The organism is Salidesulfovibrio onnuriiensis (genome assembly GCF_008001235.1).
In the GTDB taxonomy this organism is placed as follows: domain Bacteria; phylum Desulfobacterota; class Desulfovibrionia; order Desulfovibrionales; family Desulfovibrionaceae; genus Pseudodesulfovibrio; species Pseudodesulfovibrio onnuriiensis.
Genome location: NZ_CP040751.1, coordinates 940824 through 954335 on the forward strand (window position 1 = coordinate 940824; position 13512 = coordinate 954335).

A 13512-nucleotide genomic window follows, 5' to 3' on the forward strand; every position below is an offset into this window, starting at 1 on the left:
CCGATTCGTTTTGCCGTATCGTGCCCGAACGTCCAAACTGAAAGGAGTCTGACATGCAGCTTATTTCCAAGCAGATAGAAGGATACATGGAGAGCAGTTCCTGGATTCGCAAGATGTTCGAAGCGGGCATTGCCATGAAAAAGGAATTCGGCGAGGACGCGGTGTGCGACTTCAGCCTGGGCAACCCGGACCTGCCGCCGCCCGCCGCCCTGAAGCAGGCCATGAAGGATTTGGCCGAGGATGCGGACAAGCCGTTCTTCCTGGGCTACATGCCCAACTTCGGCTACCCGGACGCCCGGGAAGCCCTGGCCCGGCAGATTTCCAAGGAGCAGGGCGTGGATGTCCCCGCCGACAGCTTGGTCATCACCTGCGGCGCGGCCGGCGCCCTGAACGCCTTTTTCCGGGCCGTTCTCGCCCCGGGCGACGAGGTGCTTGCCCCGGCCCCGTATTTTGTGGAATACGGTTTCTACTGCCAGAACCACGGCGGTAAACTGGTGCCCGTGCCCAGCAAACCGCTGACCTTCGAGCTGGACCTGGATGCTCTGGACGCGGCCATCAACGAGAATACCCGCGTGCTGCTGCTCAATTCGCCCAACAACCCCACGGGCGCGGTCTATTCCCGCCAGGAGCTTTCCGCCCTGGCCGAGATCCTGAACAAGCACAACCAGGGCCGCGAGCGTCCCATCTTTATTCTCTCGGACGAACCGTACCGCTTCCTGGCCTTCGACGGCGTGGAAGTGCCCAGCCTGCTGGATATCTATCCCTATTCCGTGGTCTGCTCCTCGTTCTCCAAGAACCTGAGCATGGCGGGCGAGCGCATCGGCTATGCCTGCGTCAACCCGGCCATGCCCGACAAGGCCAAGCTTGTGGGGGCCATCATCCTGACCAACCGCATTCTTGGGTTCGTCAATGCCCCGGCCCTGGCCCAGAAGCTCATGATGCGCTGCCTGGGCAGCCAGGTGGACGTCTCCATCTACGAGGCGCGCCGCGCGGCCATGGCCGACGTGCTGGACAACGGCGGTTACAACTATTCCATGCCCAAGGGCACCTTCTACTTCTTCCCCGAAGCTCCCGGTGGCGACGACGTGGCCTTCTGCGGGCTGTTGCAGGAGGAGAAGATTCTGGCCGTGCCCGGCACGGGTTTCGGCTATCCCGGATACTTCCGCCTGACCTTCTGCATCGGCGAAGAGGTCATCAAGCGCTCGCGCGACGGCTTCAAGCGGGCCATCGAGAAGGCGAACGCCTAGCTACAATCAGAAGATGAAATGCGAGAGGGGAACCTTTTAAAATAGGTTCCCCTCTCGCGCTTTCCCCTCCCATATTTTTGGGCGGTTTCTGTTGCATGGTTAAAGAGCAGCCCTGAGATCAGTCGGCACGAATTTGGATGAGCGCAGCGAAGAACAAAGACGTGCCGACAAACCAGGTTTCCAAAGGGCTTAGCCCTTTGGCGGGGTGCAGGGGCAGCGCCCCTGCCTGTTGAACACGGGCAACCGGCTGCCGAAGACGACCAGGGCCACACCACCCAGCAGCAGGCAGGAGGCGGCAATATCCACGGCGGTCAGGGTTTCTCCCAGGAACAGGGACCCGGACCAGATGCCGAACACCGGTACCAGCAGCGAGAACGGGGCCACCACGTTGGGCGAGTATTCGCGGAACAGATGGGCCCAGACCCCGAACCCGAAGATTGTGGCCACCATGGCGATGTAGAAGACGGTCCCAAATCCGGTCCAGCCCATGTTCATGACGGCCTGCCACTGGCCGGTTTCCAGAAGCAGGGACAGGACGAGCAGCGGCAGGGGCGGGATCAGGCTCATCCAGACCACCAGGGCCAGCATGTCCACCTTGCCCGCCTTTTTCATGAGGATGTTGGAGACCCCCCAGAAGAATCCGGCCGCAATGACCATGAGTAGCCCGGCAAAACTGGGGCTGGCCGACATGTCGGCGATGAGCAGGGCGATTCCGCCGAAGGCCACCAGCACGCCGCCGCGCTGCCAGAACGTGGGCGAATCCTTGAGAACCACCGAGGACAGGATGAGGGTAAAGATGGCCTGGCACTGGAGCACCAGCGAGGAGAGCCCGGCGGGCATGCCCAGGTCCATGCCCACGAAGAGCAGGCTGAACTTGATCACCCCGAGCACCAGCCCGATGGAGATGATGTATTTCCACGGGATGTTGCCGCGCTTGATGAAGAACACGGCAGGGATGGCCGCCAGGGTGAAGCGCAGGGCCACGAACAGGATGGGCGGGAACGAGCCCAGCCCCACCTTGATGACCACGAAGTTGACCCCCCAGAGCAGGGCGACGAGGACGGCCAGGGCAATGTGTCGGGTTTTCATGTCAGTCCTTTTGCTAATGAAGTTGGCCGATTGCCAGGGAAAGCAGGATGGCCGCCGCAAACCAGAACAAGGTCTTGAACGCGCCCATTGCGGGGCTTGTCTCGCGGTTGCGGCGGTCGGCGTCTTCCGCCTCCAGAAGGGTTTCGATGATTCTGAATACGGTCATATGCACCTCCCGGCAATGCTTGTTCGATAGTGGTTTACTCATACCCGGCCTAGAGGAACGGGGTCCAATCGCAATACCCTAAACCAGGATTCACCAATCCTGATTGCACGTAATTGCGGTCTGGGGTAGACGGGAGCCATGGAACTGTATCAGCTCAAGACATTCGTGGTGGTGGCCGAGGAAGGCAACCTGACCCGGGCGGCCGCCCGGCTGCACGCCAGCCAGCCCGCGGTGAGCGGGCACGTCAAGGCCCTGGAGGAGGAACTGGACGTCACCCTGTTCGTCCGCACCTCGCGCGGCATGGAACTGACCTCCGCGGGCGAGAAGCTGCGCCGCAAGGCCCTAGTGGTGCTGGATGCCGCCCATGACCTGGAAAACAGCGCACAGGACATGCGCGACGAACTGGAAGGCGAGCTCAGCATCGGGCTGAATACGGACCCGGATTTCCTGCGCGTGGGAGATCTGGTGGCGGATATGTCCGAGCACCACCCCAAACTCCGGCTGCACCTCTCCCAAAGCATTTCCGGCACGATCCTGGGCGACATCAAGGGCCGCACCCTGGATGCGGGCTTTGTTTTCTGGGAAAACCCCTATGCGGAGGTGGTCGCCAGCCCCATCCACCGCACGCGGATCAGCGTGGTGGCCCCCATGGCCATGGCCGAACGCGCCTGTGCATGCTCACTGGCCGAGCTGGCCGAGCTGCCCTGGATCTGGCCCGCGCACCGCTGTTTCTACCGCCAGCTCCTGGAGGCCGAATTCGCGGCCATAGGCAAGCAGCCCAAAGAGACCATCCAGGCGGACGGCGAAGAGGTCATCCGCGCGCTGGTCAATCTCGGCAAGGGCATGTCGCTCATGCGCATCGACGAGGCCCGCCGCGAGGAGGCCCTCGGCAATCTGGTCATCTGCGACCTGGATTTCGACCTGCACGTGGATCTCTACTACGCCTACGCCAAAAGCCGGGCCAAGGATCCGGCCTTGCGGGCGCTGTTTGAAGCGGTCAAGCGTGTCTGGGGCGTGGACAAGGCGGCCCGGCAAGCGGCCTAGAAGTATGCCTCCGGCGGGCAAGGGGGATAATCCCCCTTGCATCCCTTAACAAATAAAATGGCCCGGTTTCCAAAGGGCTTAGCCTTTGCCTCAGTCGTTGGCGAGTCTTCGAGCCTTACAAATGAGGACCGCAGCAACACCGTAGACGTCCCCTTATCGACAGCCGCACCTAGGATTGAAAGTACATCTTGAGTCCGCTCATGATCATTTCCAGGGCGATGAACGAGACGATCACTGCCGTGAGCTTTTCCAGGCCCCGGGTGAAGGCCTTGCCGAACGCCTTGAGGATCACCGAGGATACGGACAGGAGCGCGGCCCCGGCCACCACGGAACAGCCGATGGAGATGAAAAGCAGGAGCCGTCCATCCGGGGGCAGCTCCAGGTACTTGACCATGGCGAAGGTCATGCAGCCCGGCCCGGCCAGCATGGGGATGGCCAGCGGCGAGATGATGATGCTCTGCTGCCCGCCCTTGGGGTCGGCCAGGGACTGCCCGCCCATGATCATCATGAAGGCGATGTAGAGCAGCAGGAGGCCGCCGCCCACCTTGACCGCCTCGATGCTTACTGCGAAATAGTGCATGAGTCCCTGCCCGAACAGGGCGAAGACCGCCACGATGAGCCCTGCCACGATGGACGAGAGCACGGCCACCCGCACCCGCTCCCGGAACGGGAAGTCCTGGGTCAGGCCGATGAAGACAGGGATGGTGCCGATGAAATCCATGAGGATGAACAGCGGGATGAACAGGGAAAGGAACATGCCCATGAAAAGCTCCTTGATCGAATGTTTTGCAATCCGATTCTATATCCCAAAATCCCGTTCGGCCCAATCAGACTCTTCAAATCCAGAGTATCAGAAAATCCGAAGCTATGGTTGGATCAGGTTTTTTGATGGAAGAAGGGGGGCTTTTTCTGAAATAAAAAAAGAGGTTCCTTCCGCCAAAGGAACCTCTTTTTTTTCTCGGCGACTGCCAAAGGAGAGAGGAATCGAGAGGGAGCAGTCGCCGACCCGTTGGAAACCAATTATATCAGTTCTGTTGTTGCCTTACTGAAGCTGACTGATGCCCACGGAGAGCATGAAGGACATGCAGGTCCAGAGCAGCACCTTGGCGGTTGCGAAGGTGCGGGTTGTCAGCGCGGAACGACCCTTGCAGTTTGCACGGGCTGCGCCCAGTGCGGTGCTGTCTTCGGGACGGAAAAGATCGGTAAAAATTGCGTTTGCGCTCATTTTTCTTTTCTCCTTGCCGGGTTTCGGCCTTGGAATCGTTCGTTGAGTGGACCTTAGGTGACACCCGCGCCTAAAATCCAATCGTATTGTCGGATGCGGGGTTCGGAAATCCTGATTGCTTTCAATCGGCTTTGCGCATACTCTCCGGCCCATGGAACTGTACCACCTCAGGACATTCATCGCCGTTGCCGAAGAAGGGCACCTGACCAACGCCGCCAAGCGCCTGCACACGAGCCAGCCCTCGGTGAGCGCTCATATCAAGGCGCTGGAGGAGGAGCTGGAGGTCAAGCTGTTCAGCCGCACGCCCAAGGGCATGGTGCTGACCGAGGCCGGGGATATCCTCAAGGCGCAGGCCGAGCAGGTGCTGAGCGCGCTGCATTCCTTCACGCAAAAGGCCATGAGCCTGCGCGAGGAATTGTCGGGCGCGGTGCGAATCGGCCTGAACACGGACGCGGAATACCTTCGGCTCACGGATTTGATCTCCACGGTCTCGGAATCGCATCCGGGCCTGGAGCTGCACCTGAACCAGAATTCCTCGGACAAGATCCTGGCCGACATCCGCGCGGAGCATCTGGATGCGGGGTTTGTTTTCTACAACAATCCGTACACGGACATCAAAGCGCACCAGTTACGGCGCTCGCGCGTACTCATCGTCGCCCCGGCCGAGTGGAAGGGCAGGGTCGAGCACGCCAGCTTCGAGGAACTGGCGCAGCTGCCCTGGGTCTGGCCCGCCCGCTATTGCCCCCTGGGCACCCTGGTGGAGGATCATTTCGAGTCCAAGGGGTTCTGCCCGGCGCGCACGATCATGGCCGACAGCGAGGACGTGATCCGGCGGCTGGTGGTGGGGGGCAAGGGACTTTCCATCATGCGCGAGGACGAGGCCGAGATACTCAGCCGCGAGGGCAAGGTCTATTGCTGGCCCAACACGGACAACGAGATCGGCATGGACAGCTTTTTCGTCTATCACCGGGACCGCAAGGACGATCCCGTCATCCTGGCCCTGCTGGAGGCGGTCAAGAAGGTCTGGAAGGTATAGATATTTCCGATGAAGGGAAAAACATCAGCCCCGGCCCGGAGTTTCCGAGTCGGGGCTGAAATATGGGGGAGGCTACTTCAACACATAAGGAGTGCACAGTAATGCGATGCAGCCACCTCCCCAAAGGTCAGTTCGGCGCGTAGTCAGATGAGGCTCACGAGCGTTGCCGCAACGGCGAGCGCCATGGAAAGGGCGCCGGCCACGGCCTTGTTCGTGTGGGAACGTTTTCGGGACGGAACGGCGTTCTTGGCGCGAGCGTGCGGTGCGGAATCATGTTCCATAGCGAAAACCGCCAAGCGAGTTTCAATGTCCATGCAGCTCAAGCGTCCCTCCGGCAGTTGCCGTTCCTCAAATCAGTTGTCCCTCTCCTAAGGTGTTTGGCCCCCGCAAATCCAATTGTTTTGCCCGATGAAGTCGTTCGGTTTTTTTGATATCGACCAGTTTTTCTGCGCAAACGCAGGATTTGTACCCAATTTTTTGCATTTTGCCACCAGAAAAATGAAAAAAGAACGATTCGGCGCGTCCGGGGCGTCGCCGGGCCCGAGAGACAGGACAATCCAAGTTTGGAGTTGCAACAACTATGAATAGGGCTTAGTAAGCGCGCATGGAACTCTATCAACTTCGCACCTTTGTGGTGGTGGCCGAGGAGGGCCACCTGACCCGCGCCGCAGAGCGCCTCTTCGCCAGCCAGCCCACCGTCAGCTCGCATATCAAGGCCTTGGAAAAGGAGCTGGGCGTGCCCCTGTTTCTGCGCACGCCGCGCGGCATGCGCCTGACCGAAACCGGCCGCAGGCTGCGCGACAAGGCCGAGGACATCCTGAACGGGGCCGAGGAGATGCTCCGAGAAGCCCAGATGCTCAGCAAGCAGCTGGTGGGGGACGTTCGCCTGGGTCTGAACACGGATGCCGAGTTCCTGCGGGTGGTGCCGCTCATCGCCTCCCTGTCCGACATCCACCCCGGCCTCAACCTGCAGTTCATCCAGAGCTCCAGCGGAGCCATCCAGGAGGAACTCAAGGCCGGCACCCTGGACGGTGGCTTCATCTTCGGCAATCCCCGCAGCCGCGATATCGTGGGGGTGCCCCTGGCCGAGACCGAGTTTTACGCGGCCTACCCGGCGAGCTGGGAAAAGAAGGTCGGCAAGGCCTCGCTGGAAAAGCTGGCTGAAATGCCCTGGATCCACACGGCCAAGGACTGTCCCTGCCAGTCGCTGCTGGACCAGCTCTTCGGGGCGCACGGGCTCAAGATATCCAAGACCACGGAAGTGGACGGCGACGAGGTGACCAAGGTGCTGGTGGCCTCGGGCAAGGGCATGGCACTGCTGCGCGAGGACGAGATCGCTGCGGCCAGTCGTTCCGGCCACGGCGTGTATTACAGGGAGCTGGACGGGCTGACCCTGAACCTGAATTTCGCCCACCTGCGCAGGCGCGAGTCCGACCCGGTCGTCCAGGCCGTGGTGCGGGTGCTGCTCCGGGTCTGGAGCCAGGGAGCCGTCTAGCTGACGAGATAGGTCCGCAGGCTGATGCGCCTGCCGTCCAGCTTCAGTTTCTTGCGCAGCGAAGACCGGTAGTACTCCACGGTTTTGACCGATTTCTCCAGGATCTCCGCGATCTCCTGGGACGTCTTTCCTCCCACGATCAGATGGGCGATGTGCCTTTCCTTGGCGGAAAGGCCCGGATTGAGCTTGTAGAGCTTTTGATCCAGTTCGGGCTTGTAGTTCAGGAGCGCGCTTTCAATGCTGTCGGCCAGTTCGGCGGTGCGGCTGTCTCCGGATTCGGCCTTGAGCGCCCGCAGGTAGGGGGCGATGCTCTCGGAAACCCGGTCGTAGGCCTTGCTTTCGGTCTTTTGCCTGTCGGAGAGGGCTCCCTCCAGCAGGAGCTGCAGCTTGCGGTTGGATTCGGCGAGCTGCTTCAGGTTGGATTCCAGTTCCCTGTTCTGGGTGACGACGTCCCTGATCATGGCCTTCTTGTCCGTGAGGTCATGGGCCACCACGGCCGCGCCGACGACGTCGTTGTCCACGATGTGCGGGAAGTAGCGGACATCCACATAACATTCCCCCAGCTCGGGCAGGGGCAGCCAGCCCTCATGGGCCACTGTCTTGCCGGTAAAGCAGGCGTCCAGCTGGGGCTTGATCCCGGCCTCGAAGACCGCGGGGTCCATCACCTCGCAGACATGGCCGCCCAGGCAGGCCTCCATGGGCTTGTTGAAAAAGCGGGAGTAGGCTTCATTGACATATCTATAATTGTAGCCCCTATCCACATAGGCGATGAGCGCCTTGACCGCGTCCATGACCGAGAAGCAGAATTCCCCAAGCGAAACGTCGCACCGTTCGTGCAACCTCCCCATTTCCGGCAAACCGTGCATATATATCCCCACGTTGAATCAAGTGTCGTAAAATCTATACCCAAAGTGATTCAACTATTAAAGCACACATTCGCACTATTTTATAATTACTAGTCTTCCTAGTAAAAAATTAGTGCCGGTTCAGGTTCTTGCCGTACATGCTTTGTCGTATAGATTCAGAACCTCAGTGGAAGGAATTGGCACCGAGCCACCGGGGTAAGCCTTTGAAAAGCGAAGCGGAGGCGGTGTCTCAATGAATTCGCCCTCACAGGGACATCGCCTCCGCGCCCCTTTCCTCTTCTTGAAAAAACATCCGTTTTCCAATACACACGTGACAACCAAACACAAAGGGGACTTGTGATGAAGATTTTGGTTGTCGGATCGGGCGGCCGGGAACATGCCCTGTGCTGGAAGCTCAGCCAAAGCCCGAAGGTTGATACGATTCTCTGCGCCCCCGGCAACGGGGGAACCGCCCAGGTGGGAACCAACATTCCCATCAAGGACGACGACATCCCGGCCCTGGTCGCCTATGCCAAAAGCGAGGCCGTGGACTTGGTGGTGGCCGGTCCCGAGTTGCCGCTGGTGCTCGGGCTGCAAAATGCGCTGACCAAGGAGGGCATCCCCTGCTTCGGTCCCAGCGCGTTTGCCGCCAATCTCGAGGGCTCCAAGGCTTTTTCCAAGAACGTTATGCACGAGTCTGGCGTGCCCACCGCAAGCTTTCGCGTCTTTGACGAGTTCGAGGCGGCCCGTTCCTTTATCGAGGAGAAGGGTGCGCCCATCGTGGTCAAGGCCGACGGCCTGGCCGCCGGCAAGGGCGTGGTCGTGGCCAAGACCACCGAAGAGGCCATCGGCGCCGTGGAAGAAATGATGGTCAAGAAGGCCTTTTCCTCCGCAGGGGACCGTGTGGTCGTCGAGGAGTGCATGGCCGGCGAGGAAGCCTCGTTCCTGGCCTTCTGCGACGGCGTGAATTACGCGCTGCTGCCTTCCAGCCAGGACCACAAGGCCGTGGGCGAAGGCGACACCGGCCCCAACACCGGCGGCATGGGCGCATACAGCCCGGCCCCGATCCTGCCCGAGGAAAAATACGAGGAGACCGCCGAGCTGGTCATCCGTCCCATTCTCAGGCACCTGGCCGCCAAGGGCGAGCCCTTCAAGGGCATTCTCTACGCGGGGCTTATGTACACCGAAAACGGTCCCAGCGTGCTGGAGTACAACGTGCGCTTCGGCGATCCGGAATGCCAGCCCCTGCTCATGCGCCTGGAATCCGATCTGGTGGATATCATGTTCGCCTGCATCGAGGGCCGTCTGAACGAGATTGAGGTCAAGGTCCGGCCCGAAACCGCCTGCGGCGTGGTCATGGCCGCGGAGGGCTACCCGGGCTCCTACCCCAAGGGTATGGAGATTTCCGGGCTCGAGGACGCGGACGCCCTGGAAGGGGTCAAGGCCTTCCAGGCGGGCACCCAGCTCAAGGACGGCAAGGTCGTCACTTCGGGCGGGCGTGTGCTGTGCGTCACGGCCTTGGGCAGGGATCTCAAGGAAGCCCAGACACGGGCGTACGAAGCCGTGGGCAAGATTCATTTCGACAAGAGCTACTACCGCCGAGACATCGGCGACAAGGGTCTCAACCGCTGATAACGGGCCGCGCTTCTTGCGCGGCCTTTTTATTTAGGGAGTTAAGCTATGCCGCAAGTTGCCATATTCATGGGGTCCATTTCGGACGAGGAAAAGATGCGTCCCTGCGCCGACTTGCTCGGCGAGCTGGGCATCGACTACCTGTTCACCGTGAGCAGTGCGCACCGCACGCCCGAACGCACGGCCAGGCTCGTGGCCGAGCTTGAGGCCGACGGCTGCCAGGTGTTCATCTGCGCCGCGGGGCTGGCCGCGCACCTGGCCGGAGCCGTGGCCGCCAAGACCTCCAGGCCGGTGCTCGGCGTGCCGCTGACCGCCTCGCCGCTGGGCGGCATGGATGCGCTGCTGGCCACCGTGCAGATGCCTCCGGGATTCCCGGTGGGCACCCTGGCCCTGGACAAGGTGGGCGCCAAGAACGCCGCATGGCTGGCCGCCCAGATTCTGGCCCTGCATGACGAGGCCCTGGCCGCCCGGATCCGGGAAGCCCGCGACGGCTTCAAGGAAGCCGTGGAAAGGGACGCCGCCGGTTTGTCATAAAGAAACCGGGGGAAGGGACTTTTCTAAAAGCCCCTTCCCCCGGACCCCCATCCTCAAAATTGTATGGCTATCGCACCTGCGGTGCGATGGGTAGAAAGGTTCATGCGCCCGCATCGGCTCAGTCGTTGCGGACGCATGGTTTCATTTCGTGTAATGATTTACGCTTTTAGGGAGAGTACCCATTTCTGTTCCACGCAGGGTTCGCCGCCCATGGTGCTGTCCATGGATTCGGCCAGTGTGAAGCCCACGGACTGATAGAGCTTGCGTGCCGGGGGCAGGGAGTCGATGGTCCACAGGAAGATGGATTCGTAGTCTTGCTCCCGGCAGAAGTCGAGCAGGGTGTTCACCAGCTTTCGGCCCACGCCGAGGCCCCGGGCCTGCGGCTCCACCAGCAGCCAGCGCAGTTGCGCTCGGTTGTCTTCCTGTTCCACCACGGCGATGCAGCCCAGCCGGCTGCCGTCCTGCTCCGCGATCCAGAGCCTGCTGCGGTTGTTTTCCTTTTGGGCGAATTCCGCCAGACCCAGCAGCACGTATCTCTCGAAATCCTCGTCAAACCCGTGCGTTGCGCCGTACAGGTCGCAGTGCCGCTGAATGACCCAGCCCATGTCTCCGGACCGGGCCGGGCGGATGGTCACGTGGGGACGGGGCCGCACGTCGCCTGAGAGGGTTGCGGTGATGTCCTGCATGGCCGAAACCAGCCGTTCCCTGGCGGCGGGTTCCAGGGGCTGGACAAGGTCGGCCATCTGCTGTTCGGACATGGCGTTGAGCTTTTTGGTCAGCCGTTCGCCCTCGGCGGTGAGCGTCAGGGGGATGGCCCTTCGCCCCGCATGCTTTTCCTCCTTGTGGAGCAGGCCCTGCTTGACCAGCTTGGAAATGACGCGGCTGAGCTGGCCCCGGTCCATGTCCAGCAGCCGGGTAATGTCTGCCGAGGAGATGCCGGGCTGCTGCCAGACCTCGTAGAGGATGCGCGCTTCCACCAGGGACTGGCCGCTGCCCATGAGCTTGGGCTGGAACAGGCCCAGCACGCGGGTGTAGAATCGGTTGAACTGCCTTATCGCTGCTATTTCTTTCATAAGGGTGGATTTATGGTTTTATATTGATAAAGTCAACATAAAACAAAGCGAAACCAAATCGGGCCGGAAGGATGCAGTCCTTCCGGCCCGATGGTTAAAAATTTCTGGAGGGGGAGTTTGAGGGGGAACCTCTTTCACGAGGTTCCCCCTCAAAAAAATTACGTATCGTCTTCCAGCCCGGTCAGGTCGCCGATCTCCTGGCCCAGCTCTTCCGCTTTCAGAACCCGGCGCATGATCTTGCCGGAGCGGGTCTTGGGCAGCTTGTCGCGGAACTCGATGGACTTGATGACCGCCACGGGCCCGAGCTCGTTGCGGATGTGCTTCTTGAGCGTCTTGATGAGCTCGTCGCCCTCCTCCACGCCGGGGTGGGTGACGATGAAGGCCTTGGCGGCCTCGCCCTTGATCTTGTCGGGTACGCCGATGACCCCGCATTCGTGCACGGTCCGGTGCGCGCCGAAGGCCGCCTCCATCTCGGCGGTGCCGATGCGGTGCCCCGCGATGTTGAGCACGTCGTCGGCCCGGCCCTGGATCCAGAGATAGCCGTCCTCGTCCCTGCGGGCCACGTCGCCCGCCACATACATGCCCGGTATCTTGTCCCAGTATTCGCGGTAGCGGTCCGGATCGTTCCACAGCCCGGTCATCATGGACGGCCAGGGTTTCTTGATGACCAGCAGGCCGCCCTTGCCCGCGGGAACGGGGTTGCCTTCCCTGTCCACCACGTCCACCTCCACGCCGGGCAGCGGCTTGGTCACGGACCCCGGCTTGAGCAGGGAGATGGGCAGCGGGCTGATCATGAACATGCCGGTCTCGGTCTGCCACCAGGTATCCAGCACCGGGCATTCGTTGCGGCCGATGTGCTTGTAGAGCCAGATCCAGGCCTCGGGGCTGATGGGTTCGCCCACGGAGCCGAGCAGGCGCAGGCTGGAGAGGTCGTGCTGCTTGGTGTACTGGATGCCGAAGCGCATGAGCATGCGGATCATGGTCGGCGCGGTGTAGAAGATGGTCACCCCGTACTTGCCCACGATGTTCCAGAGCCGGTCGGCCTGGGGGTAGTTGGGGTGGCCCTCGTACATGACCGTGGTGGTCCCGGCCATGAGCGGCCCGTAGACCACTGCGCTGTGCCCCGTGACCCAGCCCGGGTCTGCCGTGCACCAGAAGATGTCCGTGGGCTTGATGTCGAAGACGTGGTTCAGGGTGCGGTGCACGCCCACCATGTAGCCGCCGTGGGAATGCACGATGCCCTTGGGCTTGCCCGTGGTGCCCGAGGTGTACATGAGAAAGAGCGGATCCTCGGAATCCATGACCTCGGTGGGCGCGGTGTTGCGCTCGTTGCGGATCAGGTCCTCGTACCAGAAGTCCCGCCCGTCGGTCATGTCGATGCCCACCTTGCAGCGGCGCACCACAACCATGGATTCCACGCAGTCGGCGCAGGCCCCGACCAGGGCGTTGTCCACGGTCTCCTTGAGCGGCATGATCTGGCCGTTGCGGTAGAAACCGTCGGCCGTGACCACCATCTTGGCCTGGGCGTCGTTGATGCGCTGGCGCAGGGCCTTGGCCGAGAACCCGCCGAAGACAACGGAGTGGATGGCCCCGATCTTGGCCGTGGCCAGCATGGCGATGAGCGTCTCGGGCAGGGCGGGCATGTAGATGACCACGCGGTCGCCCTTCTTGATGCCCAGGGAGCGCAGGGCGTTGGCGAAGCGGTTCACCTCGCGGTAGAGCTCGAAATAGGTGTATTTGCGCGAATCCCCGGGCTCGCCCTCCCAGATGAGGGCCAGCTTGTTCTTGTTGTAGGTCTCGATGTGCCGGTCCAGGCAGTTGTAGACGATGTTGCAGCGCGCGCCCGGGAACCAGTGGTAGAAGGGCGCGTCCGACTCGTCCAGGACCTGGTCCCATTTCTTGAACCAGTCCAGCTCGTCGGCGGCCTCCTCCCAGTAGCCCATGGGGTCGTGCGTGGCGAAGCGGCGGGCCGCCTCAAGCTCCTGCGGATTGACGTTGGCCTCGATGACCAACTGGGGAAGGGGCCGGAAGACCCTTTCTTCCTGTAGCAGGTTGTCCAGTGCTCCGAACTGGTCCATGTATTCCTCCTCGCGCGATTCTCAAGGGTGCGAGTTTATTTCAAGCAC

The 13512-nt window shown here is 61.5% G+C and carries 14 protein-coding genes; 6 read left to right on the plus strand and 8 right to left on the minus strand.

Features of this window, described 5'->3' with window-relative positions; genetic code table 11:
• Window positions 1-53: 53 nt before the first annotated feature.
• Window positions 54-1247, plus strand: coding sequence for a pyridoxal phosphate-dependent aminotransferase (locus FGL65_RS04380; RefSeq protein WP_147819839.1), 1194 nt, complete (start codon window positions 54-56; stop codon window positions 1245-1247).
• Window positions 1248-1436: 189 nt separating this feature from the next.
• On the opposite strand, the gene FGL65_RS04385 is transcribed toward FGL65_RS04380, so the two are convergent.
• Both FGL65_RS04385 and FGL65_RS18160 read right to left on the minus strand, forming a co-directional pair.
• The gene (locus tag FGL65_RS04385; protein ID WP_147819840.1) at window positions 1437-2336 is read right to left on the minus strand and encodes an EamA family transporter; all 900 of its coding nucleotides are present in this window, start codon (window positions 2334-2336) and stop codon (window positions 1437-1439) included.
• A gap of 13 nt (window positions 2337-2349) precedes the next feature.
• Window positions 2350-2502, minus strand: coding sequence for a hypothetical protein (locus tag FGL65_RS18160; RefSeq protein WP_187170532.1), 153 nt, complete (start codon window positions 2500-2502; stop codon window positions 2350-2352).
• Between the two features lie 138 nt (window positions 2503-2640).
• Between FGL65_RS18160 and FGL65_RS04390 the strand changes: the two genes are divergently transcribed.
• Window positions 2641-3546 carry a LysR family transcriptional regulator gene (locus FGL65_RS04390; RefSeq protein ID WP_147819841.1) on the plus strand — a complete coding sequence of 302 codons (906 nt, stop codon included), beginning with the start codon at window positions 2641-2643 and terminating at the stop codon, window positions 3544-3546.
• Window positions 3547-3715: 169 nt separating this feature from the next.
• Here the strand turns inward: FGL65_RS04390 and FGL65_RS04395 are convergent, their stop codons facing one another.
• Both FGL65_RS04395 and FGL65_RS04400 read right to left on the minus strand, forming a co-directional pair.
• Window positions 3716-4309 carry a MarC family protein gene (locus FGL65_RS04395; RefSeq protein WP_147819842.1) on the minus strand — a complete coding sequence of 198 codons (594 nt, stop codon included), beginning with the start codon at window positions 4307-4309 and terminating at the stop codon, window positions 3716-3718.
• Window positions 4310-4588: 279 nt separating this feature from the next.
• A complete protein-coding gene (locus FGL65_RS04400) occupies window positions 4589-4771 on the minus strand; it encodes a hypothetical protein (protein ID WP_147819843.1) in 183 nt (60 codons plus the stop codon).
• Between the two features lie 115 nt (window positions 4772-4886).
• On the opposite strand from FGL65_RS04400, the gene FGL65_RS04405 reads away from it, so the two are divergent.
• The gene (locus FGL65_RS04405) at window positions 4887-5807 is read left to right on the plus strand and encodes a LysR family transcriptional regulator (RefSeq protein ID WP_147819844.1); all 921 of its coding nucleotides are present in this window, start codon (window positions 4887-4889) and stop codon (window positions 5805-5807) included.
• Between the two features lie 143 nt (window positions 5808-5950).
• Here FGL65_RS04405 and FGL65_RS18165 read toward each other — a convergent pair whose 3' ends face one another.
• Complete coding sequence (locus tag FGL65_RS18165; RefSeq protein WP_187170533.1) at window positions 5951-6121, minus strand: hypothetical protein; 171 nt, start codon at window positions 6119-6121, stop codon at window positions 5951-5953.
• 290 nt (window positions 6122-6411) lie between these two features.
• Between FGL65_RS18165 and FGL65_RS04410 the strand changes: the two genes are divergently transcribed.
• Complete coding sequence (locus FGL65_RS04410) at window positions 6412-7302, plus strand: LysR family transcriptional regulator (protein WP_147819845.1); 891 nt, start codon at window positions 6412-6414, stop codon at window positions 7300-7302.
• On the opposite strand, the gene FGL65_RS04415 is transcribed toward FGL65_RS04410, so the two are convergent.
• Window positions 7299-8168, minus strand: coding sequence for a helix-turn-helix transcriptional regulator (locus tag FGL65_RS04415; protein ID WP_147819846.1), 870 nt, complete (start codon window positions 8166-8168; stop codon window positions 7299-7301). The two genes, FGL65_RS04410 and FGL65_RS04415, sit on opposite strands and share 4 nt — an antisense overlap.
• Before the next feature lie 339 nt (window positions 8169-8507).
• Here FGL65_RS04415 and purD point away from each other — a divergent pair, with 339 nt between their 5' ends.
• The gene (gene purD / locus FGL65_RS04420; protein ID WP_147819847.1) at window positions 8508-9779 is read left to right on the plus strand and encodes a phosphoribosylamine--glycine ligase; all 1272 of its coding nucleotides are present in this window, start codon (window positions 8508-8510) and stop codon (window positions 9777-9779) included.
• Window positions 9780-9827: 48 nt separating this feature from the next.
• Entirely contained in the window at window positions 9828-10313 is a 486-nt protein-coding gene (purE, locus tag FGL65_RS04425; RefSeq protein ID WP_147819848.1) for a 5-(carboxyamino)imidazole ribonucleotide mutase, read from the plus strand.
• 158 nt (window positions 10314-10471) lie between these two features.
• Here purE and FGL65_RS04430 read toward each other — a convergent pair whose 3' ends face one another.
• A complete protein-coding gene (locus FGL65_RS04430) occupies window positions 10472-11386 on the minus strand; it encodes a bifunctional helix-turn-helix transcriptional regulator/GNAT family N-acetyltransferase (RefSeq protein WP_147819849.1) in 915 nt (304 codons plus the stop codon).
• Between the two features lie 158 nt (window positions 11387-11544).
• Window positions 11545-13464 carry an acetate--CoA ligase gene (gene acs, locus FGL65_RS04435; protein ID WP_147819850.1) on the minus strand — a complete coding sequence of 640 codons (1920 nt, stop codon included), beginning with the start codon at window positions 13462-13464 and terminating at the stop codon, window positions 11545-11547.
• Window positions 13465-13512: the final 48 nt, after the last annotated feature.

What these genes read in the sequence shown, in the direction of transcription:
- FGL65_RS04380 (WP_147819839.1), top strand. Translation starts at nt 54, where the DNA reads ATGCAGCTTATTTCCAAGCAGATAGAAGGATACATGGAGAGCAGTTCC.
- FGL65_RS04385 (WP_147819840.1), bottom strand. Translation starts at nt 2,336, where the DNA reads ATGAAAACCCGACACATTGCCCTGGCCGTCCTCGTCGCCCTGCTCTGG.
- FGL65_RS18160 (WP_187170532.1), bottom strand. Translation starts at nt 2,502, where the DNA reads ATGACCGTATTCAGAATCATCGAAACCCTTCTGGAGGCGGAAGACGCC.
- FGL65_RS04390 (WP_147819841.1), top strand. Translation starts at nt 2,641, where the DNA reads ATGGAACTGTATCAGCTCAAGACATTCGTGGTGGTGGCCGAGGAAGGC.
- FGL65_RS04395 (WP_147819842.1), bottom strand. Translation starts at nt 4,309, where the DNA reads ATGGGCATGTTCCTTTCCCTGTTCATCCCGCTGTTCATCCTCATGGAT.
- FGL65_RS04400 (WP_147819843.1), bottom strand. Translation starts at nt 4,771, where the DNA reads ATGAGCGCAAACGCAATTTTTACCGATCTTTTCCGTCCCGAAGACAGC.
- FGL65_RS18165 (WP_187170533.1), bottom strand. Translation starts at nt 6,121, where the DNA reads ATGGACATTGAAACTCGCTTGGCGGTTTTCGCTATGGAACATGATTCC.
- FGL65_RS04410 (WP_147819845.1), top strand. Translation starts at nt 6,412, where the DNA reads ATGGAACTCTATCAACTTCGCACCTTTGTGGTGGTGGCCGAGGAGGGC.
- FGL65_RS04415 (WP_147819846.1), bottom strand. Translation starts at nt 8,168, where the DNA reads ATGCACGGTTTGCCGGAAATGGGGAGGTTGCACGAACGGTGCGACGTT.
- purD (WP_147819847.1), top strand. Translation starts at nt 8,508, where the DNA reads ATGAAGATTTTGGTTGTCGGATCGGGCGGCCGGGAACATGCCCTGTGC.
- purE (WP_147819848.1), top strand. Translation starts at nt 9,828, where the DNA reads ATGCCGCAAGTTGCCATATTCATGGGGTCCATTTCGGACGAGGAAAAG.
- FGL65_RS04430 (WP_147819849.1), bottom strand. Translation starts at nt 11,386, where the DNA reads ATGAAAGAAATAGCAGCGATAAGGCAGTTCAACCGATTCTACACCCGC.
- acs (WP_147819850.1), bottom strand. Translation starts at nt 13,464, where the DNA reads ATGGACCAGTTCGGAGCACTGGACAACCTGCTACAGGAAGAAAGGGTC.